Raw genomic sequence first — 25,875 nt, forward strand, 5'->3', positions numbered from 1 at the left:
AGTTAAACGACTGGTCTCGTCGACCTACCAGCCAGTGGCGACCCCGGCAGCTGACGCCTCGTCGTTTACGTCGCTCGAGGCGATACAATCGTGTATGGTTAACACAATTTCACCCGAACGGCTCGCAGAACTACAGGATGAGGACGGGGAGTACGTCCTCGTCGATACTCGCCCGGAAGACAACTACGAGTCATGGCACGTCTCGGGTGCGGTCAACTTCCCGTTCGGTCCCGAGGAGGAACTCGACGGCAAACTCGCGGACCTGCGAGATGTCGTCGGAGACACCGACCGCGTGATCGCTATCTGTGCGAAGGGGATCTCCTCGAGCAATCTGGCGACACGGCTGGAGTCGGCGACCGACGAGTTCGACGTCGTGGCCGTCGACGGTGGCATGAAGGGGTGGAGCGGTGTCTACGACCGCGTTGAGATCGATGTCGGCGAGGAGCTGACGATCGTCCAGCTTCAGCGGCGCGCGAAGGGCTGTCTGGGCTATCTCGTCGGCTGTGCCGAGACAGGCGAGGCCGTCGTCGTCGATCCGACCGCGGACACCGACGAGTACGAAGCAGCCGCCGAGGAGGCTGATCTCTCGATTACGGGCGTGATCGACACGCACGTCCACGCCGACCACATCTCCGGCGGTCACCAGTTGGCCGACGACCTCGGAGTGCCCTACTATCTCGGCGAGCACGCCAGCGAGCGCGACGTCGAACGCGAGTACACGCCGCTCGAGCACAATGAAGTCCTCACCGTCGGCGAGCGCGACCTCAAAGCCATCTACACGCCGGGGCATACCAGCGAGATGATCACCCTGCTGGTCGACGGGAAGGCGCTGCTGACCGCCGACACGCTCCACGTCGACTCGACCGGCCGGACGGAACTCGAGTTCAGCGAGGACGAAGGGGAGAAAGGAGCCAGGATGCTCTACGAGACTCTCCACCGGACGATTCTGTCCGAACCCGAGGGTCTCGTCGTCCTTCCGGGACACGTAACGGTCACCGCGGACGGCGAGTTCGAACACGGCGCACCCGGTGAGCCGATTCGGACGACGATCCGCGATGCGCGGACAGGCATCGACCTGCTCGGACTCGACGAAGACGCGTTCGTCGAGCGGATGGCCGACGCCGGTGAGAAGCCGTCGAACTACGAAGAGATCATCGAGTTCAATCGCGGCGTCACTGCGATTCCGCCGGAAGATCGGGTCGAACTCGAGCTCGGGCCGAACAACTGTTCGGCCTGATCACCGTGAATAGGTCTCGAGCCGGCTGATCCGCCCGTCCTCGAGTTCGAAGAAGTCCGCGAACTCAAACAGCGTCCGCCCGTCGTCGATTACGCGGCCGCGGACCGCGACGCGGTCGTCCCCGACGACCACCGACTCGATATCGTGGCTGGTGTCGGGGTTCGGCCGCTTCTCGCGCATGAACGCGACGAACGTCTCACGGTCCTCGAACGTGCGGTCGGGACGGCGCTGCGAGAACGTCGGTAAGAGCACCGCCTCGAGGGCAGCGTAGTCGTGCTCGTCGAGCGCGGCGTAGTACCGACGGACGAGAGCACGACCGTCGTCTGGCGCGGTATCCGTCACGTCCGACTCCGGATCCATATCACCGCATTCGTCGCCACCGACAAAAGCGTACGACCCCGGTCCCGAACCGTGTGCTTTTCTCGCGGCCGTTCGTACCTCCTCACGTGGAGTGTCACGTCTACTACGAGGGCGACGACGACCCCGATAAGTGCACCGCGCGTCGCCTCGAGAAGTTCGACAAGGCGACCCTCTATCGGTCGATGGGGCAGGTGCCCTACGGGATCGTGCTCAACCCCCACGCCGAGCAGGCGCTCTCGCCGGCCGACGCCGACGACGGGCTGGGGACACTCGTTGCGCTCGATTGCTCGTGGGAGTCCGCCGAAGCCGCGTCGTTCAAAATGCGCGGGATTCATCGGGCACTTCCCTTTCTCGTCGCCGCTAACCCGATCAACTACGGCCGCCCGTTCCAGCTGACGACCGTCGAAGCGCTCGCTGGTGCGGCCTGTATCCTCGGCGAATGGGAGTTAGCCGAGGACATCCTCGAGCCGTTTCGCTGGGGCGAGACCTTCCTGACGCTCAATGAGGAGCCGCTGCGCCGATACAGCGAGTGTACCGACTCGAGCGAGGTCGTCGCGGTGCAGGACGATTATCTGGCCGACGAGGAGTGACGGAAGACGGAGCAGCGTCCCACCGGAACTGATTGTCGCGGTCGTCTTACTCGTCCGACGACGGCGTCGTACGGCGTGCGAGCCACGACTCGTAACCGGCGTAGCCGAGCGCGATCACAGCGAAGAGAACGAGGTAGCCGACGGCAACGAACGCTCGTCCGCCGGCTGCTCTTTCGGCTTGCTTGGCTAGCGTGGCGAAGCCGATCGCTGTCGCGAGGAATCCGACCCCGATCGCGGCCAGCACGATTCGCATCGGGCGCGTCGTTCCGGCCGTCTTCGGCTCTGCGGTCGGGGTCGCGGCAAGTCCCGCCTCGAGCGTGCGCTCGACCGTCTCGACGTGTCGATCCGGAACTGGAACGACCACCGGGTTCCCCCGCACTCGCCGGAGCACGACGAACCGCCAGCGCGACAGTGGCCCAAGCGGAACCCGCCAGACGTCGGTGACGTTCTCGAGGCCTACGACGGTCGGGCTGCCGAATCCCTCGTCGTCGCCGAGTGTCAGTCGTCGCGCCCGTGGCTCGAGTGCGACCGGCGTCGTGAACAGACTACCGACCACGACCGCGACCAGCACAGCGGTGACGAAGACGGCTAGTAACTCGGCTGCGACGGTTATCGCGGCTACGATGAGGAGCCCACCGACGACCGCCGAGAGGGCGACGCCACGGTTCGTGATCTGGGCCCCTGTGTGCTGTCCCAGCCACTTCGACCCGTTCGAGCCGTAGGTCACGAGGAGCCACAGATACAGCAGCGACATCGGCCCGCCGACGAGTGCGAGAACTACGAGCACCGCCAGCACCGATGCGTCAACCGCCCCAAAGGCGATGAGCGCCACGCCGCCGATCAGGGCCAGGAGGGCGACCCCGCCGAGGAGACCGTACGGCGCGTACGTCACGAGCCGCGCAAGCCAGCTTTCACGCGGGTCGAACGTCCATCGAACCGGATCGGTCGCCATTATCGACCGCTACGTCTCGCCTACACCTAACTGTTGGTTCTCGAACTAGTCTGTCGAGACGCGAACGCCCCAGTCGGATCACAGAGATTAAATGCGCCACAGTCAAAAGCCGGGTATGGCCAGTTTCGACGCCGCCGAGAAACGGATGCTCGAGAAGATGATCTGCATGCGCTGTAACGCTCGCAACTCCAAAGACGCCAAGCGCTGCCGCAAGTGCGGCTACAAGAAGCTTCGCCCCAAGGCGAAGGAAGCGCGCGCGGCATAATCGGGCGTTTTTCTTACCGATTCTCAGCGATCATAGCCACAGCACCCGGTACGCGCAGTGCTCGCGGTGCTACTCGTCGGGATACTTCGGCGCTCGCTTTTCGGCCCGCTCGAGTCCCGTCTCGACCACATCGCGCACGTCGCCGTGGAAGACGCCGCCGTGGCCCGCGTACATGTGCTCGACGCCGTCTGGCATGCGCTCGAGGAGGTCCTGAATGCTCTCGATGAGCCGTTCGCGCGACTGGCCGGCCATGTCGGTGCGGCCGAAGCTGCCGTAGTCGAACGCGCCGTCGTCGTGGACGACCACGTCGCCGGAGAACAGCGACGATGCGGAGACCAGGGAGACGTGGTCGTCGGCGTGGCCCGGCGTGTAGACGACCTCGAACTCCTCGTCGCCGATCGCCACCGTGTCGCCGTCGTCGATCGCGTGGGTGCGCGTCGGATGGTCGGCGTAGGCGTACACGTCAGGGTCGAACGCCTCCACGACGGCCTCGAGCTGGGCGACGTGGTCGCCGTGCTGGTGGGTCATGACGACGGCCTCGAGTTCGTCGGTGTACTCGCGAATCGCATCGACGATGCCGTCCATCGCCCCGGCGTCGACCAGCGTGGGATGGTCGCCGACGGCCAGGTAGGCGTTGCAGGTGAACGTCTCCGCGTCCTCGGTGACGTGGTGAACTTCCATACACGGGTCGTCGACGGCCGAGGGCAAAAACGGTCTCATCGATGACTGTTCTCCGCCGTCGGGCGGCGATCCAATCAGCCCATCATATGACGAGCGTCTTATATTCCCTGTTGGGACGGGTCGTGTTGGGCCGCCTCCGGACGATTCCGTGGACTTGGTGACCCCTAATAAACCAGTGACCACTGAATTTTTCAATCCGAACCGCGTAGTGGACACTGTATGGGATTCGGGAGCTACGACGAATCCGAGCAGCAGGAGGTAGACGCTGATTTTGACGACGATGACGCAGTCAAGTCGGGATCGAACAGCCACAATGGAACCATCGAGTTCGAAAACGGTGCATCGAGCGACGAGCTCCTCGACCGGCTCAAGGAGATCAAAGACGAAGACGAGACCTGATGAAGTCCGGGGTGAGAGCGCTGGGTATCGCCGAATCGTACCGCGGCGATCGGGGCCGAAGCACGCTCGCCGGTGCTGTCGTTCGTGCCGACCGAGTCTGTGACGGACTCGCGTACAGCTCCTGTCGTGTCGGCGGCACCGACGCGACCGACGCCGTGATCGAACTGCTCGACGAGCTCGGCCGGCCGGACGTCCGGTACGTCCTGCTTGGCGCTATCGCCCCCGCGTGGTACAACCTTCTCGATCTATCACGGATTCACGAGACAGCCGACCGTCCCGTGATCGCCGTCACCTTCGAGGCAAGCGACGGGCTCGCGGCTGGCCTTCGCGATGCCTTTTCGGGTTCCGAACTCGAGACGCGCCTCGAAACCTACCGGGCACTACCCGAGCGACGGGAACTGTCGCTCGACGGCGACACCGTGTACGTCAGAGCTATTGGCCTCGAGTCCACCGAGACGGACGACATCATCCGGGCGTTTACGCCCGAAGGTGGCCGTCCGGAGCCGATCCGCGTCGCGCGGCTGGCGGCTCGAGCGGCTGATTCATACGCTCGTTCGTTTGACCACTCGGAGTGACCGGCACGTGCGTCCCGAAAGAGGTAGGAGGTGACCGCCTGAGCCACCAGTATGGGCGAGATGGAAGACCTCTGTGTCACGGAGTGTACGCGTTGTCCGGCGTTAGTCGAGTCTCGAAGTCAGATCGTCAACGGTGTCGGCCCCGACGACGCCGACCTGCTGTTCGTCGGCGAAGGGCCCGGAGCCAACGAAGACGAGCAGGGTGAGCCGTTTGTCGGCCGCAGCGGCTCGGTCCTCGACGACGGTCTCAGAACCGTCGGTCTCGCACGCGCCGACGTTCGGATTACCAACTGCGTGCGTTGTCGCCCGCCCGAAAACCGTGACCCGACGACCGAGGAACTCGAGCACTGCCGGGGCTACCTCGAGCGCGAGATCGACCGGCTCGATCCCGAGGTGATCGTCACGCTAGGAAAGGTCCCGAGCGAACACCTGTTGGAGCGGTCGGTCGCGGTCACCAAAGAGGCCGGCTCGCTCGAGGAGGTCCGGATCGGCGGGACGCCGCGGCGACTGCTGATTTGTGTCCACCCGGCAGCGACGCTGTACGACCGGAGTCAAGAGGAGACGTTCGAGAACGCACTCCAGCGAGCGGCGGAGCTTGCGGGCGTCGATGACAGCGATGGTGGGCAAACGCGTCTCGACGGCTTTTGACACCAAGGCGATCCACCCACCGACCGCCGCGAGATGCGATCGATATGAATCGACTGATATCCACAGTCTGACCCGCGCTGCACTCACCGAGAAACAGGTGTGTCGACGAAGGAAGCTAGAACGCGTCGGTTTCGACGGTGACGTTGGCGTGCAGCCCCTCGCGAAGCGCTGCGTGAACGTGACAGATCTCTTCACCGCGGGCGACTAGTTCGTCCGGATCGTCGACGTCAGCTTCGACGGACAGGGTGAACTCGATCGACTCGAGGTGATCGTCGTCGTCGAGCGTCGCCGTCGCGTCGATTTCCATGCGGCCGAGATCGCTCTCGCCGGCCTTCCGTGCGCCGAGACGGACGGCAGGCAGGAAACACGACGCGTAGTCGGCGACAAGTACTTCGTTCGGGTTCGGTCCCGTCTTTTGCATCGGATCGATCTCGAGTTCGAAGTCGCCGATGAGACTCTGCGTGTCGAATCCGTCGTCACTGATCGTCGTCAGGGAAACGTCGTCCATCGTTGTATTGTGTGATGAACACTATATGGCAAAATACCTTTCGAATCGACTATCGAAGCGAGGGCGAGATACGTCGTATCCGAGGGTTGAAACTGACTATGATGGATTCCATCACAGAGCGTAGTCGACACCTTCAAATGTAGTTATGCCTACTTGCTACTATATTGGGCGTGTATGAGTAATGTAGAACGGACCACAGACGACACGTGGTCACGGATCGCGACCACGATCGAGTTCTTCGGGCCACAGTGGTTCGGGTCGACGATGGGGACTGGCGTTCTCGGTGTCGCACTCGCGCTGGTCGCAGCACGGGCCGATCTCGCTCCTGTCGCGACGCTTGCCGTGGCGTTCGTCGGCCTTACGGTGGTCGCGACGGTCGCGTACCTGATCCCGTGGTGCTTGCGGCTCGTCCTCTATCCCGACCGGGTGTGGGCCGATCTGACCCACCCGATCCGGAGCCAGTTCTTTCCAACGATGCCGATCACGCTGATCGTGCTCGGCGTCGGTATCGCCCAGACGATGGGCGACGCCTTGCCTGAGGCGACGCTGCGACCGCTCCTGACGGCCCTGTTCGCCGCCGGGAGCGCCGGGATCTTCGGGTTCGGCCTGCTGCTGGTCTCGCTCATGTTCACCAACGACCGGATCGGTCCCGATGATAGCGTCTTTGCGTGGTATATCCCGCCGGTGTCCCATCTCGTGATTCCGCTCCTCGGCTTTCTGCTCGTAAGTGAGTACTACGCCGGCACGCTCGCCGGACAGATACTTTTCGCCGTCTCTGTGATTGCACTCGGCGTCGGGACGTTCATGTTCCTGTTTTTCGGCTCGATCGTCCTCTCCCGGTACGCCTACGAGACGCTGCCCCACGAGAAACTCGCCCCGACGTTCACCATCGGGCTTGCGCCGACGGCTGTCCTTGTCGTCGACGTCGCACGACTGACTCAGGCGTTACAGGCTGGCGTCGGCTTCGACATCGCGGTCGCCCCACTGGTGCCACTGTTAAAGCTGCTGGCGCTGTTGCTGTGGGGCTTTTCGGCCTGGTGGTTCGTCCTGACGGGCGTGCTCGTCGCCTACTACGTCACGCGTCGGACTCACTCGTTCTTCTTCACGTGGTGGGCCTACACGTTCCCGATCGGCGCGTTCGCCGTCTCGGCCGACGTGCTCGCGACCTTCCTCGGCGTCGCCGTCTTCGGCCACGTTCTGATCGGGGTGACGGCGCTGTTGCTGGTCATCTGGACGATTACTGCAGGACAGACCTGGCGGCTCGTCGCCCGTGGCCGTGCGTTCACGGCCGATTAGCACCAGTCAGCCGCCGTGTTGTCGATACCAGACGCGGGACCCGATCGGTGACTCGTCGTCCGCGAGGTCGAGCCGTCGCAACACCAGCTCTCCGATCGCAGTCGTGACGACGAGTTCGATCGTCTCGCCGGCGGCGGTTCGGACCTCGAAGACGCAGTGGCCGTCCCGGTCGGTGATCGACTCGATTGTGCCGACGGACCAGCGCTCGAGGTCGTGTGTCGGTTTCCGGGCGTGGATTCGGTCGTGAGTCATGGTCGTATGGACGGGTGGCGATCCGTTGAGCGTCGTGGTCGACTCGAGCGCGTAGTGTGGTGACCGATCCGTGTCGATCAGTAGTCGCCAAGCACACCGAGGCGTCGCGCCCGACGGGTCGCATACTGGAAGACGACGTACCCAAGCGCCAAATAGCCGGCCGCAGTGACGAACAACAGCGTGAGATCGAACGCTGTGAACTCCCAGAGACGGATACCGTCGACCATCGTTCGCTGAAGGAGGGCGCTGCCGTGGGCAAGCGGGAGCACCTGCATCCACCCGAGGTCGAACGCGGGAGCGGAAATGAGAACGATGAACCCGAACTGGAGGAGGTTCAGCCAGTTGCCGATCTGTTTGTAGAGCACCGTCACCCCACCGGCTGCGAGCCCGAGTCCGAGCACCGAGACGATGCTGAGCGTCGCCACGACGACAATCGTGAGCAGGTTCAGTTGGAGCGTCGTGCCGGTGAGAAGAATCATCACGACCAGAATGACCGTCGAGGTAATGAACGTCCGGACGATCTTCGCGACGCCTTTCAACAGCGCCACGGGTGCGAACCCGAACGGCGTCATCACGTGGCGCTCGAGGGTTCCCCACTGGACCTCGCTCGCGATGTCGTTCGAGATCGAGGAGTACGCGCCCACCGACAGCGTCCACAGGAAGTAGCCGACGATGATCCCCTCGATCGAGTCGGTCAGCGCTTGTCCGGCGATCATCTGTCCGCCATAGAAGAGGACGCCGAAGAAGAACACCGAGATGACGATGCCGCCGATCGCGTTGGCGGGATAGCGGACGAAGATCAGAAATTCGCGGTAGAGCACTGCCCGCGCGAGGTGATAGTAACCGGCCGGACGCGGCGTTTCATCCGTCCCCTGCTGGCTGGCCATTATCGGTCCCTCCCGGCCGTCAAGTCGACGAAGACGTCCTCGAGATCCGGTTCGATCGTCCGGACGCGCTCGAGGGAGACGTCTTCGGCGCGGAGATGGGCAAACAGCGCGTACAGCCCATCACTGTCCGTCGTCACGGTGACCCGGTGCCCTCGCTCGCGCGGTTCGACAGTGATCGTCTCGAAGCGCTCTACGAGGGTCGAGACGATGGCCGAATCGAGATCGCGACTCGTAATCTCGATGGAGTGCAAATCGGAGCCTGACAGCAGCGCGTCGACGGTGTCGTCCGCGATGATCCCGCCGTTGGACATAATGAGGACGCGGTCACACACCGTCTCGACGACATCCATGTCGTGGCTGCTGAGCACGACGGTGAGAGCTTCTTCCTCGACGAGGCGTCGCAGTTCTCGCTGGAGCGTTCGCGAACTCTCAATATCCAGTCCCAGGGTCGGCTCGTCGAGGAACACGACCTCGGCACCGCCAGCGAGGACGCTGGCCAATGAGACTTTTTGTTTCATCCCTCGCGACAACTCACGAACGGGAACGTCTGCTTTCTCCGCAAGTCCCAACTGTGTCAGCAGCCGCTCGTGGCGCCCGCGAACCGAATCCGGGTCGACGCCGCTGATCGTCGCGAAGTACCGCAGGTTCTCCTTGACGGTCAACCGCCAGTAGTCGTTCCGGGCTCCCTCGAGCATCGCATCAACGTGCGCGTACGCGTCTCGAGGGCGTTCATAGACATCGACGCCGCCGATCCGAACGGACCCCTCGTCTGGAAGCACCATGCCCAGAATCGACTTGATGAGCGTCGTTTTTCCGGCGCCGTTCGGTCCCAACAGACCGACAATCGAGCCGGTTTCGATGTCGAAGGAAACGTCGTCGACGGCGATAACGGACTCCGTTCCGTCGCCGAAGCGCTTTCGCAGACCAGTAACGGAAACAGCGATGCCGCTGCCCTCCGTCGACGGTGTGTCAACGCGGGAAGAGCGGTCCGACAGCGGATCGTTTCCCTCACTGCAGGTCCCTTCGTCGAGCGACAGCCGATCGGCGGCGCTCACGACCGATCTGTCACCGAGAAGGTGATCGACGGGCTCACCGTTCGGCTGCCGCTCGTTTTCTCGCGCGGTCACGATCACCACTTAAGTACCCAAGTTACAAAAGTGCGAGGCCAACGCCTTCGACAGCAGTCGCTACGGTTTTTGGGTGGCTGCTGTACGAACGGCCTCGTTGAGAAGCACTGTCGAGAGCCAACGGATATCATCAATCAGAAGCTGGCGTGGAGCCCCATTCGGTGGTGGCAGGTCAACCGAAGGGGATCAGCGATCGCGTTTCAGTCGAGACTCGGTTCAGTCGGTCTCAGAGGTCCTCGAGCCACCCGAAGGACACGTCTTCGTCGTCGATCGAGCCGACGTAGGGTTTCACGTCGATGACGGGCGTTCCATCGACGAGGTCGAGCCCCTTGACGTGAAGTGTCGTCCCATCGCGCTCGAGCAACTCGACGGTCGTCTGGGCGAGCGGGTTCGGTCGGTGGGGGCTCCGCGTCGCGAAGGTGCCGACCTCGAGGTCGTCGGCGTGTGGCGGTCGAGCGATGGACCGGTACTCGTCGATCTCGTCCAAGTGGGCGAAAACGACGATGTGTGAGAAGTCGTCGATGCCCTCGAGGCCGTCCTCGTAGTCATCCTCGAGGACGATTTCACCGGTCGTCTCGTCGACCGCGTCATGGTCGACGTCTGCGGGAGTGTCGTACGGTGAGCAAACGTGTCCGATTGAGGTGAACGTGATGGTCATGGGTGTCGTGTGTCTGTGATCCGAAGTGGGTTAGTGTCCGTGCGATTCAGTGGGGTGTCCCTGCCTTCGAGACCGAAAGCACCGCGGCGGCCGCGACGAGCGGGAACACCGCGAGCACGCCGAACAGCAGCGAGTAGGAACTGCTCGAGAGGAGCCAGCCGGCCAGTGAAGCACCGAGCGCGCCGATCCCGAAGTTGACGGTAAAGACGAGCCCGAAGCCGATGCCCTGTCCCGCGTCAGGCGTGTGTTTCGCGACGAGCGACGATTGGAGCGGCGCGAGCGTAAAGAGGAGGGCACCGAAGATGAGTCCGACCCCGATGACGGCGGTGCCGGAGAGCCCGCCGAGAGCGAGCAGTGCGAGACTCGTCGCGACGAAGACGCCGAGCAAGACACGCTCGATCTCGAAGCGTTCGCCGAGGTGGCCGCCGACGATTTGGCCGACCGAGCCGGTCAGCAGGATCAGCGAGTAGAGCCACTGCCCGGCACCGACGGATTCCCCTGCGAGATCTAGACTCGGCAGTGACGACAGCGTGTCGATGAACTGCGGGAGGAAGGTCAGTGTACCGCGGTAGTAAATCCCCGCGAACACGTAGACGGCGATGATCCCGAGGAAGACGGGAGTGACGAGCGCACGGAGCTGGGTGAGGACGTCACCGAGTGAGTGCTCCGAGGCCGTGTGGTCGTTCGAGTCCGCGGGTCCCCGGAACGCAAAGAGGACGCCGAATCCAAGCAGCGGAACGGCGAGGAGCGACAGTACGGTTCGCCAGTCGCTGACCGCCAGGCCGGCCGTGATGATCAGGGGCCCGATACCGATTCCGAGATTCGCGCCGATGCCGTGGTAGGCAAAGCCCTTGCTCGGTGCCTCCGCCTCACGGCTGATAAAGGCGAGCGCCGGCGGATGGTAAAAGCCGGCACCAGCACCCGCGAGGGCAACGACAGCTGTCAGCGTCGCAAATGAGTTGACGAAGGGAACGGCCAGGAAGACCGCGCCGGTCGAGAGCAAGAATCCAGTGATAACCGTATCGGCCCCAAAGCGGTCGCTCAGAATCCCCGAGGGAAGCGCCATGACGCCGTACAGTCCAGTCATCACTGTCACGAGCAGCCCCAGTTCGTAGGTCGTCACCTGAAACTCCTCGAGCCAGATCGGGACGAAAAGTGGAATCGACAGGATCACGAGGTGATCAAGTGCGTGCGCACCCGTCGTGTACCCGACGAGCCGCTGGTCTGCTGCCGGGATCCCTCGAGCGGCGAAGCGATCGCGTATCGTGTGTCTGAGTCGCATTAGTCTTGTTCTTCTCGCGCAATTATTATTTGGACAGTGGTTGTTAATAGGCCTTCGATACCGGAGACGAGTTCCTTCCCCGAGATCGACGCGTATGATGCCAATCTGCCAGAATTCGGCGTTTTGTACACGATCTATGAGCAAGAACTGGACTATCGTAAGCTGACACCTCCAAGGGTAATACTGGTCAGCCCCGACAATTGGTTCTATATAATCCCATATATGCACAATAGTGTGTGACAGCGTGGTCCAGAATCGGTAGATTACGTCTTGTCGTCACGAGCCATCGAACTCGCCGGATCAGTAGAGCGAATCCGCTGCGTGAGAGACGATTGCCCGAATGGTAATTCACTTCAACGGGCCACACCGAGTTGACGTATGAGCACCGTTTCGTCCCCACCGGAGGAGACGCTCGCCTCCGTCGTCATAGTCGACTACGGGCTTGGAAACCTCCGTAGCGTCACTCGTGGCTTAGAGCGTGCGGGTGCCGACGTCGAGATCACTGACGATCCTGTGGCCTTCCACGACGCCGATGGCGTCGTCCTCCCAGGTGTCGGCGCGTTCCGAGAGGGCGTTGAGAACGCTGATCCGCTTCGAGAGGACCTCCTCGAGGTCGCCGAAAGCGGCACGCCGCTGTTCGGTATCTGTCTCGGCATGCAGATGCTGCTCACGACGAGTGAGGAGGGTGAAACCGACGGCGAATCGGCCGTCCAGGGACTCGATCTGATCCCCGGCACGAACGTCCGATTCGATGAAGGCCAGAAAGTTCCGCACATGGGCTGGAACGAACTCGAGGTCGAACGCGAGCACCCGCTCGTCGAGGGCGTCGACGGAAACTACGCCTACTTCGTCCACTCGTACTACGCGGCTCCTGACGACGAGAACGCAATCGTCGCAACGACGGACTACGGACGGGAGTTCCCCTCGATTGTCGCGAACGAGGACGGTACCGTCTTCGGGACGCAGTTCCACCCCGAGAAAAGCGGCGAGACCGGACTACGGATTTTGCAGAACTTCGTGGAGATCTGCGCCGAGGAATAACGCTACTGCGTATTCGATTTGTTCGTCGAATTGTTCTGACTTGAGGAGTTCCGATTAGACTCAGTACCTCACAAGGCATCTTCCGCTGAGCCGGTCTGAAGTCTGAGTTCCGTTGTCGGTCTCAGTGATCAGTTTGAATCTCCTCGACGATCGGTGAGGAGCTGTCGCTGTCGGCGGCGATCAGCCGCCGACGCGACAGCGTTGCCACTTGGGAGAGGGCATACTCGGTCGGTGGTTAGCGGTGGAACCGGTCGTCCGGTGGTCGGTTTGCGGGGACGGCCCGACGCACTGCGAGGGCCGTCCACGCTGCCCGTCGAATCATGTTGATGAATTCCTTGAACGACCAGGACCAGAGGCGACGCCCGCCACGGCGGGGCGTCGCCACATATTCCCAGTGCAGATACCGCCAGACGTTCTGCAACAGCAGACTCACCACGACGTACAACAGCCGAACTACCGGATCTTGTGTCGACGTTGTCGCAATACTCTGTTCAGAGAGGCGGTAGCTGGCCTCGATACCGAAGCGTTTCGCGTAGTGGTATCGAGCGTCTCGTGGCGTCTCAATGAACGGCGCGTCAGCGGCGTAGCCGTGACGCGCCACGCCATGTTCGTCGTATCGTCCGTTCTGGTAGGTACAGTCGATGTAGACGGGAAACTCGACGGTCTAGCTGTGACCGTCGAGTTTCCCCGTCAGATTGTGCTGGATTATTCGGCTCCATCCAGTCGAGAGTTCCTGCTTGATCGTCTTTCCCCACCGGACGATCGACATGACGTAGGCGTGATTGTGTGCCTGAAGCAACCTGAGACACTTGCTGTCGTAGAATTCGCGATCAAGATAGACGGCCTTGACTTCAGCGTCAAGGCCGTCGAGAACACCAAGAAACGCTGCAAGGATGCTGCTGGCAGTGTCGCCGTCTTCGAGACGGCGACACTGCCAGCGTGAATCGCTTGTTCTTCACACGCGCGTAGAGTGTGGCATAGGCGTGGAAGGCAGTCGTTCCACGTTTTGCTTCCGAGTGATAGAGGCCGTTCGTCTCGTCTTCGTCACCATAGTAGGGTCGCAGGTGGAGGTCAGCTACGACCTCCACCTGCTCAGGCAGAATGTCGAGAACGTCCTTCTGAAGCAGTTATTGCCGGCTTGTTCAACCGATTCTAGATCGAACTTCTTGCGGAGGTGGTACAGAACTGTGTTTTGGTGAAGTGAATCTTCGCTCTTCTCGCAGAGTGTCGAGACCGAGGTCCCGTCGGCGCATGCGCCGACGAGGACCTCGTAAATGTCTTCAGACGTTGCTTCGGCGTTTGGAGCGAAGTCAAGATCGACTTCCTCGTCAATCGTGTTGACGAGGAAGTTAAGAAGTTGGTCCTCGTGGATTGAATTGTCTGCTTGCTGGGTACTAGGCACACTTCATGCAAGCAGACTTTTCAACTAACCAGCTTTGTGAAGTACTGAGACTAGCAAACCGAGCAGTGGCGACCACCAAATTGAGCGACGGGGAAGCCGAATGAAGAGACACACCCCACGGTGCCGCTGTAAAGAGGCAGGATAGCGGCTGCTATCCGATGCTTTTCGTGACACGGTTGATCGAGTGGAAACACGGTGACTCCCATCACTCCGATACTCGATCGAAAGACGTTATCGCTAAATATGATTAGTGTGTTATCGTCCATTGAGTGTTTTGAACGCAGACGTGTTCGATCGGTTTCGAACGCAGAACCGTCGCTTGAGTTGATGAAGTCGGTTGCAGTCCGTTTTGGTCGTTCGCCTGATCAGGTCGCTGAAACCATCACTCGCTGGATCAGCACTTCCCAACCCCCGTTTCTCGTAATCCGACACTGCCAGGCACTTACAGCGGCACCGCGGGGTGTGTGTCTCCACATACAGCGGCACTGTGGGGTGAGCATCGGGAGACTCTCCGAGTTGGTTACAGCGGAACTCCGGGGTCCTGTTTCACGAATACAGCGGAACTGAGGGGTGGCTTTCCTGCTTATTAGGGCCTGAAAGCACAAAAACACACTCATACAGCGGCATCGTGGTTCGAACACATTAAGTGCTCTCCGCGGAATGTCTCCGGCAACTGAATGCCTAATTCGATGGATTACTTCGGCAGCGAAAACGAGATCTTCCGGAACAAGGAACTCCTACAGGTCTCGCACCTCCCCGACGGTGACCGGATCATCGGTCGCGAAGACGAACTGACGAACCTCGCGAACGCGATCAAACCGGCCACGCGCGGGAACACGCCAAACAACGTCCTCGTCTACGGGAAGACGGGCACCGGCAAGTCTCTCTGTTCGAAGTTTATTACCAACCAAGCCATCGAGCGTGCGAAGGGCAATGATGTCTCGATCGGCGTCGCCTACGTCGACTGTCTACAGGAGTCGACAGAGACACAGGCTGTCCAGTCGGCTGGCCACCAACTCAACGACCAGACGGCAACGGACATCTCTATTCCCCACTCGGGGTTGAGTACCTCGGAGTACTATCGACGGCTCTGGCGGATCGTCGATAGCCGGTATGACGTCGCGCTAATTATTCTAGACGAGGTGGACAAGATCGAGGACGACGATATCCTGATGCAGCTCTCGCGGGCAGTCGAGTCCGGCAAACTCACCGAGAGTACGATCGGCGTCATCGGTATCTCGAATAAGGTTCGTTACAAGGACTCGCTGGACGAGCGGATTAAATCCAGCCTCTGCGAACGGGAGTACGTCTTCTCGCCGTACGACGCGACCCAGATCCGTGAGATCCTGCGATCGCGTTCGGACGCGTTCCACGAGGGCGTCCTTGAGGACGGTGTTATCCCCCGTGTGGCTGCTCTCGCTGCCCGCGAACACGGTGACGCTCGGAAGGCCATCGACATTCTCCGCTTTGCCGGCGAAATCGCTGAGGAAAGCGACCTTGAGTCTGTCACGGAGGACTGCGTCGATCACGCCCACGAACGCGAGGAGACGAGTCGACTCGCCGAACTTATTTCCAAGAGCCCAAGTCACGCGAAACTGGTCCTTGAGGCGATGGCACTGCTCTCCCAGCAGAAGGAAGGCGACAACGCGCCGGTAACGACGAACGAGGCCTACGATCTCTACAAGCGACTCTGTGAGCGCGACGAGTCTGACCACCTGAAGCTCCGGCGTGTCCGCGACATTCTCTCGGAACTCGAGTTCCTCTCGATCATCGAACAAGAACGAAAGTGGGCCGGACGGGGAAAAGGGAATTACATGGAGAATCGGCTGATCGACGATCCAGAGGTAATCATCGCCGCCTGTAACGAGTCCGAGTAGCAGCGGTCAGCGGTTCGATCGCCGGGGAGCTGCCATCACAGGAATTCGCGCACGTCTGAGTACCACATGTCGTGGTAGTCGACGTGGCCCACCCGGCGTGCGATCGCGACGGCAAGCGAGTGCCAGCAGCGTTCGGTCGGGTCGTCCCCATCCAAGTTGTACTCGCTGTCCTTGCAGGTACAGTTCCCGTCCTCGACGATGTATTCGTCGTCGTAGCCGACGACGATGGTGAAATCGCGGTAGGCTTTCACCCGGTTTTCGCCGACGGCCTCGATCGCCTGCGCCCCACGATCACCGTGAATCTGCGTGATCTGGCCGACGATCTCGGGCGTGAGTTCGCCAGCTTCCTCGAGAGCGGCTTGCCATCGCTCGACGGGATCAGCCTTCGACACGTCCGGAACTGTGCGCCCGACTGTAAAATCGGTTTGGTTGTCCGTCCAGCGTGGCCGCCTGAGACCACACCGTTTTTCGCCCGCTACCGACGAGACGTGGTATGCGCGTCACCGAGGGCGGGGTCGAACTCGAGGTGCCCGGCGAACAGACCGAGGGCATCGAGGAGGCTGTTTTCTACAACCCGCGACAGGAGTTGAACCGGGACCTAACGATCGCGACGCTGCGGGCCTACCGCGAGCGCGAGGAGCGTGCCACGTCGTATCTCGATGCGATGACCGCAAGCGGGGTCCGTGGCGTGCGGGCCGCCGCCGATGGCTGGGACGTCACCTGCTGTGACGTCGACGAGGAGGCCGTCGACCTGGCGCGGGAGAACCTCGAGCGAAACGACTGCGAGGCGACGGTCGAACATCGCAACGTCAACGCCTTGATGCACGAGGGGCCGTTCGACGTGATCGATCTCGACCCCTACGGGACGCCGATGCCCTTCGCGGACGCGGCCTTCGCGAACTGTCGTGATCTGGTCTGTGTCACCGCGACCGACACCGCACCGCTGTGTGGTGCCCACTTCAACAGCGGCGTTCGCTCGTATTCTGCGGTGCCGCGAAACACGGACTACCACGCCGAGATGGGCGTGCGCGTGCTCATTTCTGCGCTCGCCCGCAGCGCTGCCCGCTTCGACGTGGGCGTCGAGCCGATCCTGACCCACGCGACCAGCCACTATGTGCGGACGTATCTCGAGCTCGAGCACAAGGCCACGTCGGCCGACGCAGCGATCGACGAGTTAGGCCATCTCTACCACTGTGAAGACTGCCTCTACCGCGAGGCCGATCCCGGGCTGATCGCCGACCCACTCGAGACTTGCCCCCACTGCGACGGGAATCGCATGCTCACTGCCGGGCCGGTCTGGCTCGGCCCCGTTCAGGACCCGGACTTCATCGCCGCCGTCCGGGACGAAATCCCCTACACCTTCAACACCGCGCCACAGGCGCGCGAACTCTGTGATACGCTCGCGGCGGAACTCGACGAACCGACCCACTACGACCAGCACAAGCTCTGTCGGAACTGGGGGCTGCCCGCCAACGCGATGGACGACTTCCTCGCTGACCTCCGCGACGCCGGCTACCAGGCCTCGAGAGCCCACTACGGGGGGACGACGTTCAAAACGGACGCCGACGTCGGAGAGATCCGCGCGGCGACCGAAGACAGTCTCGAGTAGCTGGGTCTCGGCACCCGGCGAAGCGAGCGGTTACAGCGCACTTCTCCTCACTCGCCCGTCACTGCGGTGCGTATGGGTTCACATACCGGTCTGCCCGGTGCCTGTGCCGTGTGATTACATATTGTGGGGGAACCTGAAACGGGGAGCGTGACCGACCACGGATGGGGACTCGAGCTCGTGGGGCGGGCCTTTCGGCTCGCGAGAGACGAGCAGATAACGCTGCTCGCTGCCGGCGTCGCGTTCTACGGCTTTCTCTCGCTCGTGCCGCTCACGCTACTGGCGCTTGGGATCGCGGCGTCGATCGGCGGTGAGGCGCTTGCGATGCAACTCTCGGTCGCAGCCACCGACATCCTCACGCCAGCGGCCCGAGAGGTGCTCGCCGAGACGATCATCGACGAGACCGGTCGGCAAAGTGCGACCGTCGTCGGCATCCTCGGCTTGCTGTGGGGCTCGAGCCGAGTGCTCCGCGGTCTCGATCGGGCCTTCTCGCGCGTGTACGGGACGGTAGGAGCGAAATCGCTGCTCGATACGTTTTGGGACGCGACGATCGTCGCGATCGGTAGCTCGCTGGGGCTCGTCGCTGTCGGCGTCCTCGAGTTCCTGATCCGGTTCGTGCCGGGGTTCGGGCTGCCAATCGTCGGCCAACTGTTCGTCGTCATGGGGTTGATCGCGACGTTCCTGCCGCTGTACGTCATCTTTCCGGACGCCAACGTCGGGATCCGGGAGGCGCTTCCGGGAACGGTCATCGCAGCCGTCGGCTGGGTCGCGCTCAGCGGGACGTTTTCCCTCTATACTGACTTCGCCACCGGCTACACGATCTACGGCGCACTCGGAGCTGTGTTCCTCGTGCTCATCTGGCTGTACGTCGGTGCGATCATCCTCGTCTTCGGGGCGGTCCTCAACGCGACCCTAGCCGACCGTGAAGTGGATCGGCAGCTACAAAGTCCCCGCGGACGACAGGTCTCGACAGAAGCGATGACCGACGACGCCACGGGTGCCGACGAGGGGGCGACCGAGGACCGGGCCAGCGACCGCGCCAGCGCCCGGACACACGACCGCGCGGACGATCCCGAAGTACTGCGCGAGGAGATCGAGCGGCTGCGCGATCGCGTCGAAACCTTCGAGGACGACGTCGAGGACCGCACCGTCAGAAAGGAGTCCCTCGAGAGCGAGCTCAAACGCTACGTCCGTCGCCGCGTTCGACGCGGCCACGCTCGCGACTGGGGGCCGTACATCGTCTTGCTCTACGGGACCGCGATGTCGATCGCGGCGTTTTACTTCCTCACAGGCCCATGGGCGATTCTGTCGCTGTTGGTCGTCTGGACCTCGACGCTCGGCGTCTACGTGCTGATGGTCCTGTTCGGGTTCGGCATCTCTCTACTCGACGTGCCCGGCCGCCTGCGCAATGCGATCGGCGAGCGGCGCTCCTAAGCGGTCGTCGACTGATCCCGTTCCCGAACCCACCGTCGTTCTCCCGGCCGTTTTCGATTCGTATGGCCCGGCCGACCGCTTCGCCGTGTCGACGCCGACCTAGTGTTGCGTCAGGACGGTCCGGTTGACGAACCGACGAACCCGGTCCGCGTACGCCGTTGGGCGGTGGAGATTACAGATGTGACCAGCGTCCGTAAGTACTTCCACGCGGCCATTCTGTGCGGCCCCGGCGTGGGCCTGCTCACCCCGGCGCATCAGCGTGTCGTTTATTCCGTTGAGGATGAGCGTCGAGCCGGGATAGGTCGAGAGTTTCGCCCGGAAGTCCTCGCCCGCGATGTCCGGCCCCGCGTCGCCGAATCCCTTCGGATAGAAGCCGGCCTCGATGATTTCCCGTTCGATATCCGGTGGAAGGTTCCGCTTTCGAACCCAGCGTGCGGCCAATTTCTCGGCAGCTCGCTCCCCGAGATCGGGTTTGGTCAGAAGCCGCGCAAGCCCGCCAGTCAGTCGGGTGCCGAGTTCCAACTTCCCTACTGGGTTCGCACTACTCCCCGACAGCACCAGCGCGTCGATCTGGTCAGGATAGCGGTAGGCGTACTCCGTGATCGTGTAGCCGCCTAATGAGAGCCCGACGAGCACCGCCGATCCGTCGACGTGCGTCTCGAGGGTCTCCTCCAGAACGTCGATCGCCGGCTCCATCCGGAACGGTTTGTCGGCACGAGCCCCGTGTCCCGGTAAGTCGGGAGCAACGATGTGGAACTCCCCGGAGAGTTCCTGCTGCTGGGGTAGCCATATCTTTCGCGTGAACATCGACCCGTGTACGAATACGATCGACTGTGCGTCCACGGAGCCGGCGACGTCGACACCCTCGAGACTCCCTCTGTCGTCTGTCGAGACCATGGCCGACATATCACAAGGAGAGACTTAGTAGATAGCCCGGCGAACCGCGGTGACGTGGGCTGCCACTGTAGTCACGACGTTGCCGGTCTCACTCTCGTTGAGAACTCTGCACCGGCTGACTCCGTCTCCAGCGCTTGCTACGGCGGCTCACGTCGCTCGGACCTCATCTCGGCCGTCGAACCGTCCCGAATCGGCAGGTCGCCCTTGAGCCGGATCACATCGTCGGCGATTTCGTGTACCGATTCCCGCTCGAGAGTGACCGTTGCCTCGGCGCCTTTCTCCCAGCCGAGCGACGACTTGATCGAGTCGACGACCGTCGGGTCTGGCCTGACGTAGGCGACATCATCCTTGACGGCCGTGACGACTCCGACCGATTCCCCGTTGTCGTTCTCAACGGGTTTGTCGACATCGCCATCCGTAAACGTCGCACGCATACTGTCAGCTATCATGACTTGAGGAAAGCCGGTGGTGCCTGCAACAGCCAGTCGTTGTTCGGCCGTCACGCCACAGGCGGGGGATGCCCGCAGTTACGAGCGAATCAGAACTGAACTTCGTGCCGGCGTGCTTACCGGTCGCGCTCGAGTTGGTCGCCGCCGAACTCGTCGTCGCTCTGGATGCGGGAGGCCTGTGGGCCGTCCTGGTCCTGGTACTTGGAGCCGCGCTCGCTGCCGTAGGGACGCTCGGCTTCCGTCTTGAGTTCGGTGAAGGTGAGCTGGGAGATGCGCATACCCGGCGTGAGCGCGACCGGTGCCGTCCCGAGATTCGACAGCTCGAGCGTAATCTGGCCGCGATAGCCGGGGTCACAGAGGCCGGCCGTTGCGTGGACGACGACGGCGAGCCGACCCAGCGAGGAGCGGCCCTCGACGTGGGCGATCAGGTCCGCCGGAATCTCGACGCGCTCGTGGGTCGTCCCGAGCACGAAGTCACCGGGGTGGAGGATGAAGTCGTCGCCGTCTTCGACGATGGTCTCCGTGACGTACTCGTCGACTTCCCGTTCAGAGTTGGGATGAATGCAGGGAATGTTCGTCCGCTGGAACTCGAGAAACTCCCGTCCCAGCCGCAGGTCGATACTGGCGGGCTGGATCTGCAGTTCCGGGTCGTCGAGGGGCTCGACGACGAGGTCGCCGGCCTCGAGACGCTCGAGGATGTCCGCATCGGAGAGGATCATACCGAGTAGGAGCGAGTACGGGGCCCTAAATTCCTCGGTCCGCACTCGAGCGGTCGGGGCCGCCATGTTCTATCGTGCATGGTAATAGCTATCTCTTATTATCAAGATGAAATTATAGTCTGTACGGCCTAATAAATTATAATGATACACGATGAACGCCGTTCCATGGATGGGGAACGGGATCGCTTCAACGGCGATACGAAAGTCTTGCATCAGCGAGCGGTGAGGGTGCCGCTTCCCGACACCGCAGCCGAGCGAGCCTTCCACGAGAACATGATGACCGTGGCGGACGCTCGAGAGCGGAAAGCGGAGTTACTCGCCGATCCCGAGGTTCCGCTGCTGGCTGCCTACGAGGCGGAACTCGAGCGCATCGCTGAGAGTTTTGAGCGGCGGCTCAGGCGGATTGCAGGCGATGACTACGAGAAGGTCGCGATGGCGTATGCCCGTGGCGATCGTGACGACCGGGTCGGGGCACTGGCTGCCTACTACTTCGAGGGACTGTGGCGGATCCAACAGCGAACCACGATTACGGAGATGATGTTTTCACCAGTCATCCTCCGGTATCCGGACAGCTTTACGATGAACATCCGCTTTACGGATGGGTACACAACGACGAAGTCGATCTGTTACGAGTCACCGGAACACTCCACCGAGGAACTGGCTGACGAATATGCCGAGGCATACTACAAGGACAGTTGCTACTCACAGCAGCAGGCGGCAACGTATCTCAGAGAGACCGCACAGATCATCCGCGAGCAGTTCCCCGATCCCGACGACACCTCGTTTGAAGACCGCAAGTACGGCGGCATCGTCTCGGCCGGTGGCCGTCGCGGCTCGGTCTTCTCCGCGATGCTCGAGCCGCTCGAGCCCGACCCGAACCGGTTTTCAGAGTCGATCGACGAGCCGACGCTCGTCGACGCGGGCCCGGAGGCGAAACGGACGGAACGGGAATTCCTTCGCAACGAGGCCATCGTCCTCTGAGCCAGCGGACAAGCCACCTGCATACTAGAGACGGTCGATGACTAGTTCTGGACTCGATCGGGGCCGCTATCGCCGGATCCACACGAGCGCACCGACCGACAGCACGCCGAGGAGCGCACCGGCGGCGAGCGTGGGAAACGCCACAGCATAGCCGCCACGGTCGAGTGCCAGCCCGAAGACGATCGGTGAGACGACCGTCGTCGAGAAACCGGCCAGCGACTGGATCGACAGCGCGGTGCCGACGTGTTCGTCGGCGACGACCTCGGTCACGAGCGTCGACGTGGGCGCGCTATCGAGCGCGAGAACGACGCCGTAGACGAGCGTCACGGCCACGAGCGCCGCCAGCGGCAGTCCACCGAGAAGCCCGAACGTCGCACTCAGGACGGTACTGGCACCGAGGCCGGCGGCGATCGTCTGTGGCCGGCCGACGCGGTCGCTGAGCCAGCCGCCGGCAGCGTTGCCGACGCCGCTCATGGCGATCATCGCACCGACGACCAGTCCTGGCAAGACCGCCGAGTCAGTCGCCACAAACGCCGGCGTCGCCACGAGAAAGGCAAGCAACCAGTTGCGGACGCCGAACAGCTCCCAGTTGTGCCACGAGTAGATGCTGACCGCAGCGAGGTATTCCCGGTTTCGGAAGATCGAGCGATCGAAGCCACCGGTGGACGACGTCGTCCGCTCGGGACTGTCACGGGTCAGTCCGACCATTACCGGCGCGACGAACAGCGCGCCGACGCTCGTGACGGCGATCGCAAGCCGCCAGTCGACAGCCTCCGCGGCGATCGTTGCGAAGACGAACGAAAAGCCGCTGCCGAGTTCGTAGGTGGCGATGTAGAGCCCCAATGCCCGACCGCGCGTGGCCTCGGGGTACCAATCGCTGACAAAGCGCATCCCCGGAACGTAGACGCCAGCGACGAAGAGCCCCGACAGGAATCGCAAAACGGTGCCGACGAGGAGCCCGTCGGCGACCGCGGCGAACGCGAGACTCGGGAGAGCGGTCCCAGTGGCACCGACGGCGATCACCCACCGCGGCGAGTAGCGGTCCGCGAGCAAGCCCGCGGGGACGATCGCGACGAGATAGCCTGCCTGAAGCGCGCCGAAGACGATCCCCGCTTCGGTCCCCGAGAGACCCCACTCCTCGACGATTAACGGGAGCACCGCGGAATAATTGAACCACACCAGCACAGAGAGGAAGAGTGCAATCGACGTCACGACGAGGACCCGCCGGCGCTCCTGCATGACAGATCATGTGGTGGTCACGCACATCAATGCTACCGCCATCCGGACCGGTTGCCGGTTCCGGCGTCGGGATAGGTACAAGTAAAGGGATCCCCGCCCTCGAGTCGGCCATGAAACAGGCCATCGTCGCCCGGACCGACATCGGCATGGGGACAGGCAAACTCGCCGCCCAGGTCGCCCACGCGTCGCTGTCGGCCTACGAGAAGGCAGACAGCCAGCTGCAATCCCAGTGGAAACAGGGCGGCCAGAAGAAGGTCGTTCTCAAAGGCGAGAGCGAACGCCAATTGCACGAACTCTCGGAGATCGCCGATAGCAACGGCATCCCCAATGCGCTTATCCGCGACGCCGGGCACACCCAACTCGAGCCCGGCACCGTCACCGCACTGGCCGTCGGCCCGGCGGCTGACGACCGTGTCGACAGCGTGACTGGCGAACTGTCGCTGTTCTGATCGGCGGTCCTAATCAGCGCCTCGAGGTTCGCTCGAGCGCAGCGAATCAGTCCGAGCGGTAGCCCCGCGGTTCTTCTCTGACGACCGACTCGTCGTCGGCAGACGGCACGTCGGCACCGATATCCGGGAGCAGCGAGCGGACGTCGATCGACTTGCTGCCGAGCACCGCGAAGCCGGCGAAGATCGTCAGGAAGCCGGCGATCGCGAGCGCGTCGATCGTCTCATCGAGCAGCGCCCAGCCGCCGAGCGTCGAGACGACGGGCACGACGTAGAAGATCAGGTTCGCGCGGATCGCGCCGGCCGAATCGATGAGTCCGAAGTAGGCGACGTAGGCGACGGCGCCGGCGAAGATACTCACGTAGCCGAGCGCCAGCAGCGCCTCGGTCGTCCACGTGATCGCAGCCGCCGACTCGCCGCTGGTCCAGGCCAGCAGGTGGCTCACCGCCGCGGCGAAGGGCAGCCCCCAGGCGACGCGGACTGGACTCGAGAGGCCGCTGTCGGCCCGGCGGATCAACACGGCACCGAGCGCCGCACTGATCGCGCCAGCGAAGAGGAGTCCCTTGCCGACGGCCCCACCGAGCAGGTTCGCAGGGTCGGGACTGACTACGAGGCCGACGCCGACGAGGCCGAGCCCCATCCCGGCCGCGCCGCGCCGAGAGAGGCGTTCGTCGGAGAGCAACGCCGCGGCGAACACCGGCGTCATGATCGGGTTGAGACTGTAGATGATCGAGGCGACGGCGCTCGAGACGTACTGCTGGCCGACGAACAGCAAGGCGTTCGTCAGCCCGATCGCGAGGACGCCGGTCGCGAGAATGCTGGCGACGTCGCCGCTGTTTTGCGGAAGCAGCTCCGACCGCGAGCTGGTCAGGCCGACGTACACCAGCATGACCACCGCCGCAACGTCGTAGCGAAGCGCCACGAACAGCAGCGGCGGAAAGTACGCGAGCCCGGCCTTCGCGGCGACGAACGTCCCGCCGAAGAGCAGACTCGAGAGCGCAAAGAAGACGGCACTGCGACGGGACATCATTCTCCCGTCACCACCGTGGAGACCGGCTGCGCCGACTCGAGAGCAGCCGACGCGTGAATCGCGAAGATCATCATAGTACACCGTACGAACTCCGGGCTTATAGTTTGATTCAGAAAATATTTCATAGCAAGAAAAGCGAGCGAGCCGGGAAAGAGCCCGGAGACCTGCTATCGCTGCATCCTTTGAAATATTTGCACGGTGCGAAACCAATATCCCGTGGCACCGACGAGAGTCCGTATGGAATCGGCGCTCGAGGAGATCGAGTTTCTCGCACTGTCGTCGAACCGCGTCGAGGTGCTCAGACTGCTCTCGGACGGGCGCCAGACGCGAACCGACCTGGCCGACGCGACCGGGGCCTCACAGGCAACGCTGGGACGAATTCTCAGTGATTTCGAAGATCGATCGTGGATCAGACACGACGGCAACGCGTACGTCGCGACCGCGACGGGGCGACTCGTCGCGGAGGGGTTTACCGACTTGCAGGCGATCCTCGAGACGGAGGCGAAACTCCGCGAGATCGTCGACTACCTGCCGACCCACGCGATGGACTTCGACCTGCGGCGGCTCTCGGACGCGACGATCACGACCCCCAGCGCGACGCGGCCGAACGCGCCGCTGAGTCGATTGCTCGACGTTCTCCGGACTGGCGAAGAGGTCCGGACATTTTCACACACGTTCAACGAACAGACGCTGGGCGTCGTTCGAGACCGTGTGACTGCGGGCGAGCAGCGCTTCAGGGGCGTCTTCGGCCGGAACGCGATCGACGCGCTGGCCGACGAGTCGGAGCTTCGCCGTCAACTCGAGGCGCTGCTCGACGCCGACGACGCCGAGATCAGGGTCCGCGAAGAGGGTGTCCCGATCGCGATCATGATCGTCGACGAGGATGTCTGCCTGCTCTTGCGCGACGAGACTGGCATCCTGCGGGCTGCCGTCGACACCGACGACGACGCCGTCCGCGCGTGGGCTGAGGACTCGCTCGATCACTACTGGCGGACGGCGACACCGCTCGAGGCCGACGCGCTTTCGGAGTAACGGGT

29 protein-coding genes and 1 pseudogene are annotated in these 25,875 nt (G+C 62.7%); 14 read left to right on the top strand and 16 right to left on the bottom strand.

What is annotated here, in order from left to right; genetic code table 11:
• The first annotated feature begins 94 nt into the window (after positions 1-94).
• Complete coding sequence (locus E2L06_RS11550) at positions 95-1,237, top strand: rhodanese-like domain-containing protein (RefSeq protein ID WP_138781551.1); 1,143 nt, start codon at positions 95-97, stop codon at positions 1,235-1,237.
• On the opposite strand, the gene E2L06_RS11555 is transcribed toward E2L06_RS11550, so the two are convergent.
• Positions 1,238-1,597, bottom strand: coding sequence for a nuclear transport factor 2 family protein (locus E2L06_RS11555; RefSeq protein WP_138781553.1), 360 nt, complete (start codon positions 1,595-1,597; stop codon positions 1,238-1,240).
• Positions 1,598-1,683: 86 nt separating this feature from the next.
• Here E2L06_RS11555 and E2L06_RS11560 point away from each other — a divergent pair, with 86 nt between their 5' ends.
• Positions 1,684-2,187 (top strand): DUF367 family protein, encoded by a 504-nt coding sequence (locus tag E2L06_RS11560; protein WP_138781555.1) that lies wholly within the window; start codon positions 1,684-1,686, stop codon positions 2,185-2,187.
• Between the two features lie 46 nt (positions 2,188-2,233).
• On the opposite strand, the gene E2L06_RS11565 is transcribed toward E2L06_RS11560, so the two are convergent.
• On the bottom strand, positions 2,234-3,139 hold the full coding sequence (locus tag E2L06_RS11565; RefSeq protein WP_138781557.1) for a hypothetical protein: 906 nt from the start codon (positions 3,137-3,139) through the stop codon (positions 2,234-2,236).
• A 115-nt stretch (positions 3,140-3,254) separates the two neighbouring features.
• Here E2L06_RS11565 and E2L06_RS11570 point away from each other — a divergent pair, with 115 nt between their 5' ends.
• Positions 3,255-3,404, top strand: a complete 150-nt coding sequence (locus E2L06_RS11570; RefSeq protein WP_138781559.1) for a 50S ribosomal protein L40e — start codon at positions 3,255-3,257, stop codon at positions 3,402-3,404.
• 69 nt (positions 3,405-3,473) lie between these two features.
• Here E2L06_RS11570 and E2L06_RS11575 read toward each other — a convergent pair whose 3' ends face one another.
• On the bottom strand, positions 3,474-4,085 hold the full coding sequence (locus tag E2L06_RS11575; RefSeq protein ID WP_138781561.1) for an MBL fold metallo-hydrolase: 612 nt from the start codon (positions 4,083-4,085) through the stop codon (positions 3,474-3,476).
• 219 nt (positions 4,086-4,304) lie between these two features.
• Between E2L06_RS11575 and E2L06_RS11580 the strand changes: the two genes are divergently transcribed.
• Genes E2L06_RS11580 through E2L06_RS11590 form a run of 3 tightly spaced genes read left to right on the top strand, consistent with a single transcriptional unit; the run spans position 4,305 to position 5,707 of the window.
• Complete coding sequence (locus E2L06_RS11580) at positions 4,305-4,484, top strand: DUF5786 family protein (protein ID WP_130500444.1); 180 nt, start codon at positions 4,305-4,307, stop codon at positions 4,482-4,484.
• On the top strand, positions 4,484-5,059 hold the full coding sequence (locus E2L06_RS11585) for a DUF99 family protein (RefSeq protein ID WP_138781563.1): 576 nt from the start codon (positions 4,484-4,486) through the stop codon (positions 5,057-5,059). The genes E2L06_RS11580 and E2L06_RS11585 overlap by 1 nt, the downstream gene beginning before the upstream one ends.
• 51 nt (positions 5,060-5,110) lie before the next feature.
• Complete coding sequence (locus tag E2L06_RS11590) at positions 5,111-5,707, top strand: uracil-DNA glycosylase family protein (protein ID WP_138781565.1); 597 nt, start codon at positions 5,111-5,113, stop codon at positions 5,705-5,707.
• Between the two features lie 115 nt (positions 5,708-5,822).
• On the opposite strand, the gene E2L06_RS11595 is transcribed toward E2L06_RS11590, so the two are convergent.
• Complete coding sequence (locus tag E2L06_RS11595; RefSeq protein ID WP_138781567.1) at positions 5,823-6,215, bottom strand: OsmC family protein; 393 nt, start codon at positions 6,213-6,215, stop codon at positions 5,823-5,825.
• Positions 6,216-6,389: 174 nt separating this feature from the next.
• On the opposite strand from E2L06_RS11595, the gene E2L06_RS11600 reads away from it, so the two are divergent.
• A complete protein-coding gene (locus E2L06_RS11600; RefSeq protein ID WP_138781569.1) occupies positions 6,390-7,511 on the top strand; it encodes a C4-dicarboxylate transporter in 1,122 nt (373 codons plus the stop codon).
• 6 nt (positions 7,512-7,517) lie between these two features.
• Here the strand turns inward: E2L06_RS11600 and E2L06_RS11605 are convergent, their stop codons facing one another.
• The 5 genes from E2L06_RS11605 to E2L06_RS11625 all read right to left on the bottom strand — a co-directional run bounded on the left by E2L06_RS11605 (position 7,518) and on the right by E2L06_RS11625 (position 11,717).
• Positions 7,518-7,763, bottom strand: a complete 246-nt coding sequence (locus E2L06_RS11605) for a hypothetical protein (RefSeq protein WP_138781571.1) — start codon at positions 7,761-7,763, stop codon at positions 7,518-7,520.
• Between the two features lie 77 nt (positions 7,764-7,840).
• Positions 7,841-8,650 (bottom strand): ABC transporter permease, encoded by an 810-nt coding sequence (locus E2L06_RS11610; protein ID WP_138781573.1) that lies wholly within the window; start codon positions 8,648-8,650, stop codon positions 7,841-7,843.
• Positions 8,650-9,645, bottom strand: a complete 996-nt coding sequence (locus E2L06_RS11615; RefSeq protein WP_249361453.1) for an ABC transporter ATP-binding protein — start codon at positions 9,643-9,645, stop codon at positions 8,650-8,652. The genes E2L06_RS11610 and E2L06_RS11615 overlap by 1 nt, the downstream gene beginning before the upstream one ends.
• Positions 9,646-10,003: 358 nt before the next feature.
• Complete coding sequence (tsaA, locus tag E2L06_RS11620) at positions 10,004-10,435, bottom strand: tRNA (N6-threonylcarbamoyladenosine(37)-N6)-methyltransferase TrmO (protein ID WP_138781578.1); 432 nt, start codon at positions 10,433-10,435, stop codon at positions 10,004-10,006.
• 46 nt (positions 10,436-10,481) lie between these two features.
• The gene (locus E2L06_RS11625) at positions 10,482-11,717 is read right to left on the bottom strand and encodes an MFS transporter (RefSeq protein WP_138781580.1); all 1,236 of its coding nucleotides are present in this window, start codon (positions 11,715-11,717) and stop codon (positions 10,482-10,484) included.
• Positions 11,718-12,095: 378 nt separating this feature from the next.
• Between E2L06_RS11625 and hisH the strand changes: the two genes are divergently transcribed.
• Positions 12,096-12,758 carry an imidazole glycerol phosphate synthase subunit HisH gene (gene hisH, locus E2L06_RS11630; RefSeq protein ID WP_138781582.1) on the top strand — a complete coding sequence of 221 codons (663 nt, stop codon included), beginning with the start codon at positions 12,096-12,098 and terminating at the stop codon, positions 12,756-12,758.
• A gap of 235 nt (positions 12,759-12,993) precedes the next feature.
• On the opposite strand, the pseudogene E2L06_RS11635 reads toward hisH, so the two are convergent.
• Positions 12,994-14,160, bottom strand: a pseudogene (locus tag E2L06_RS11635) (ISH3 family transposase).
• A 677-nt stretch (positions 14,161-14,837) separates the two neighbouring features.
• On the opposite strand from E2L06_RS11635, the gene E2L06_RS11640 reads away from it, so the two are divergent.
• Positions 14,838-16,037 carry a Cdc6/Cdc18 family protein gene (locus E2L06_RS11640; RefSeq protein ID WP_138781584.1) on the top strand — a complete coding sequence of 400 codons (1,200 nt, stop codon included), beginning with the start codon at positions 14,838-14,840 and terminating at the stop codon, positions 16,035-16,037.
• Between the two features lie 35 nt (positions 16,038-16,072).
• On the opposite strand, the gene E2L06_RS11645 is transcribed toward E2L06_RS11640, so the two are convergent.
• Positions 16,073-16,429, bottom strand: a complete 357-nt coding sequence (locus E2L06_RS11645; protein WP_138781586.1) for a hypothetical protein — start codon at positions 16,427-16,429, stop codon at positions 16,073-16,075.
• 101 nt (positions 16,430-16,530) lie between these two features.
• Here E2L06_RS11645 and E2L06_RS11650 point away from each other — a divergent pair, with 101 nt between their 5' ends.
• Both E2L06_RS11650 and E2L06_RS11655 read left to right on the top strand, forming a co-directional pair.
• Complete coding sequence (locus tag E2L06_RS11650; RefSeq protein ID WP_138781587.1) at positions 16,531-17,646, top strand: tRNA (guanine(26)-N(2))-dimethyltransferase; 1,116 nt, start codon at positions 16,531-16,533, stop codon at positions 17,644-17,646.
• A 147-nt stretch (positions 17,647-17,793) separates the two neighbouring features.
• On the top strand, positions 17,794-19,077 hold the full coding sequence (locus tag E2L06_RS11655; RefSeq protein WP_138781589.1) for a YihY/virulence factor BrkB family protein: 1,284 nt from the start codon (positions 17,794-17,796) through the stop codon (positions 19,075-19,077).
• Between the two features lie 99 nt (positions 19,078-19,176).
• Here E2L06_RS11655 and E2L06_RS11660 read toward each other — a convergent pair whose 3' ends face one another.
• From E2L06_RS11660 to dcd, 3 genes are all read right to left on the bottom strand, one after another.
• On the bottom strand, positions 19,177-19,974 hold the full coding sequence (locus E2L06_RS11660) for an alpha/beta fold hydrolase (RefSeq protein ID WP_138781591.1): 798 nt from the start codon (positions 19,972-19,974) through the stop codon (positions 19,177-19,179).
• A gap of 137 nt (positions 19,975-20,111) precedes the next feature.
• Complete coding sequence (locus tag E2L06_RS11665) at positions 20,112-20,423, bottom strand: hypothetical protein (protein ID WP_249361427.1); 312 nt, start codon at positions 20,421-20,423, stop codon at positions 20,112-20,114.
• Between the two features lie 116 nt (positions 20,424-20,539).
• Complete coding sequence (gene dcd / locus E2L06_RS11670; protein WP_138781595.1) at positions 20,540-21,142, bottom strand: dCTP deaminase; 603 nt, start codon at positions 21,140-21,142, stop codon at positions 20,540-20,542.
• Between the two features lie 165 nt (positions 21,143-21,307).
• Between dcd and E2L06_RS11675 the strand changes: the two genes are divergently transcribed.
• Positions 21,308-22,123: a hypothetical protein gene (locus tag E2L06_RS11675; RefSeq protein ID WP_138781597.1), complete on the top strand. Its 816-nt coding sequence runs from the start codon at positions 21,308-21,310 to the stop codon at positions 22,121-22,123.
• Between the two features lie 66 nt (positions 22,124-22,189).
• Here E2L06_RS11675 and E2L06_RS11680 read toward each other — a convergent pair whose 3' ends face one another.
• Positions 22,190-23,362, bottom strand: coding sequence for an MFS transporter (locus tag E2L06_RS11680; protein ID WP_138781599.1), 1,173 nt, complete (start codon positions 23,360-23,362; stop codon positions 22,190-22,192).
• A 110-nt stretch (positions 23,363-23,472) separates the two neighbouring features.
• Between E2L06_RS11680 and pth2 the strand changes: the two genes are divergently transcribed.
• The gene (pth2, locus tag E2L06_RS11685; protein ID WP_138781601.1) at positions 23,473-23,811 is read left to right on the top strand and encodes a peptidyl-tRNA hydrolase Pth2; all 339 of its coding nucleotides are present in this window, start codon (positions 23,473-23,475) and stop codon (positions 23,809-23,811) included.
• 46 nt (positions 23,812-23,857) lie between these two features.
• On the opposite strand, the gene E2L06_RS11690 is transcribed toward pth2, so the two are convergent.
• Positions 23,858-24,838 carry a DMT family transporter gene (locus E2L06_RS11690; RefSeq protein ID WP_138781603.1) on the bottom strand — a complete coding sequence of 327 codons (981 nt, stop codon included), beginning with the start codon at positions 24,836-24,838 and terminating at the stop codon, positions 23,858-23,860.
• Positions 24,839-25,075: 237 nt separating this feature from the next.
• Between E2L06_RS11690 and E2L06_RS11695 the strand changes: the two genes are divergently transcribed.
• A complete protein-coding gene (locus E2L06_RS11695; RefSeq protein WP_138781605.1) occupies positions 25,076-25,870 on the top strand; it encodes a winged helix-turn-helix domain-containing protein in 795 nt (264 codons plus the stop codon).
• Positions 25,871-25,875 lie beyond the last annotated feature (5 nt).

It is taken from the genome of Haloterrigena sp. H1 (genome assembly GCF_005938085.1).
In the GTDB taxonomy this organism is placed as follows: Archaea; Halobacteriota; Halobacteria; order Halobacteriales; family Natrialbaceae; genus Natrinema.

Excerpts from the sequence above, each read along its gene's own strand:
- E2L06_RS11605 (WP_138781571.1), bottom strand. The coding sequence starts at position 7,763 with ATGACTCACGACCGAATCCACGCCCGGAAACCGACACACGACCTCGAG.
- E2L06_RS11660 (WP_138781591.1), bottom strand. The coding sequence starts at position 19,974 with ATGGTCTCGACAGACGACAGAGGGAGTCTCGAGGGTGTCGACGTCGCC.
- pth2 (WP_138781601.1), top strand. The coding sequence starts at position 23,473 with ATGAAACAGGCCATCGTCGCCCGGACCGACATCGGCATGGGGACAGGC.
- E2L06_RS11565 (WP_138781557.1), bottom strand. The coding sequence starts at position 3,139 with ATGGCGACCGATCCGGTTCGATGGACGTTCGACCCGCGTGAAAGCTGG.
- E2L06_RS11590 (WP_138781565.1), top strand. The coding sequence starts at position 5,111 with ATGGGCGAGATGGAAGACCTCTGTGTCACGGAGTGTACGCGTTGTCCG.
- E2L06_RS11665 (WP_249361427.1), bottom strand. The coding sequence starts at position 20,423 with ATGATAGCTGACAGTATGCGTGCGACGTTTACGGATGGCGATGTCGAC.
- E2L06_RS11610 (WP_138781573.1), bottom strand. The coding sequence starts at position 8,650 with ATGGCCAGCCAGCAGGGGACGGATGAAACGCCGCGTCCGGCCGGTTAC.
- E2L06_RS11680 (WP_138781599.1), bottom strand. The coding sequence starts at position 23,362 with ATGCAGGAGCGCCGGCGGGTCCTCGTCGTGACGTCGATTGCACTCTTC.
- E2L06_RS11550 (WP_138781551.1), top strand. The coding sequence starts at position 95 with ATGGTTAACACAATTTCACCCGAACGGCTCGCAGAACTACAGGATGAG.
- E2L06_RS11555 (WP_138781553.1), bottom strand. The coding sequence starts at position 1,597 with ATGGATCCGGAGTCGGACGTGACGGATACCGCGCCAGACGACGGTCGT.
- E2L06_RS11595 (WP_138781567.1), bottom strand. The coding sequence starts at position 6,215 with ATGGACGACGTTTCCCTGACGACGATCAGTGACGACGGATTCGACACG.
- E2L06_RS11690 (WP_138781603.1), bottom strand. The coding sequence starts at position 24,838 with ATGATGTCCCGTCGCAGTGCCGTCTTCTTTGCGCTCTCGAGTCTGCTC.
- dcd (WP_138781595.1), bottom strand. The coding sequence starts at position 21,142 with ATGATCCTCTCCGATGCGGACATCCTCGAGCGTCTCGAGGCCGGCGAC.
- E2L06_RS11640 (WP_138781584.1), top strand. The coding sequence starts at position 14,838 with ATGCCTAATTCGATGGATTACTTCGGCAGCGAAAACGAGATCTTCCGG.
- E2L06_RS11570 (WP_138781559.1), top strand. The coding sequence starts at position 3,255 with ATGGCCAGTTTCGACGCCGCCGAGAAACGGATGCTCGAGAAGATGATC.
- E2L06_RS11625 (WP_138781580.1), bottom strand. The coding sequence starts at position 11,717 with ATGCGACTCAGACACACGATACGCGATCGCTTCGCCGCTCGAGGGATC.
- E2L06_RS11580 (WP_130500444.1), top strand. The coding sequence starts at position 4,305 with ATGGGATTCGGGAGCTACGACGAATCCGAGCAGCAGGAGGTAGACGCT.
- E2L06_RS11585 (WP_138781563.1), top strand. The coding sequence starts at position 4,484 with ATGAAGTCCGGGGTGAGAGCGCTGGGTATCGCCGAATCGTACCGCGGC.
- E2L06_RS11650 (WP_138781587.1), top strand. The coding sequence starts at position 16,531 with ATGCGCGTCACCGAGGGCGGGGTCGAACTCGAGGTGCCCGGCGAACAG.
- E2L06_RS11695 (WP_138781605.1), top strand. The coding sequence starts at position 25,076 with ATGGAATCGGCGCTCGAGGAGATCGAGTTTCTCGCACTGTCGTCGAAC.
- E2L06_RS11675 (WP_138781597.1), top strand. The coding sequence starts at position 21,308 with ATGGATGGGGAACGGGATCGCTTCAACGGCGATACGAAAGTCTTGCAT.
- E2L06_RS11600 (WP_138781569.1), top strand. The coding sequence starts at position 6,390 with ATGAGTAATGTAGAACGGACCACAGACGACACGTGGTCACGGATCGCG.
- hisH (WP_138781582.1), top strand. The coding sequence starts at position 12,096 with ATGAGCACCGTTTCGTCCCCACCGGAGGAGACGCTCGCCTCCGTCGTC.
- E2L06_RS11575 (WP_138781561.1), bottom strand. The coding sequence starts at position 4,085 with ATGGAAGTTCACCACGTCACCGAGGACGCGGAGACGTTCACCTGCAAC.
- tsaA (WP_138781578.1), bottom strand. The coding sequence starts at position 10,435 with ATGACCATCACGTTCACCTCAATCGGACACGTTTGCTCACCGTACGAC.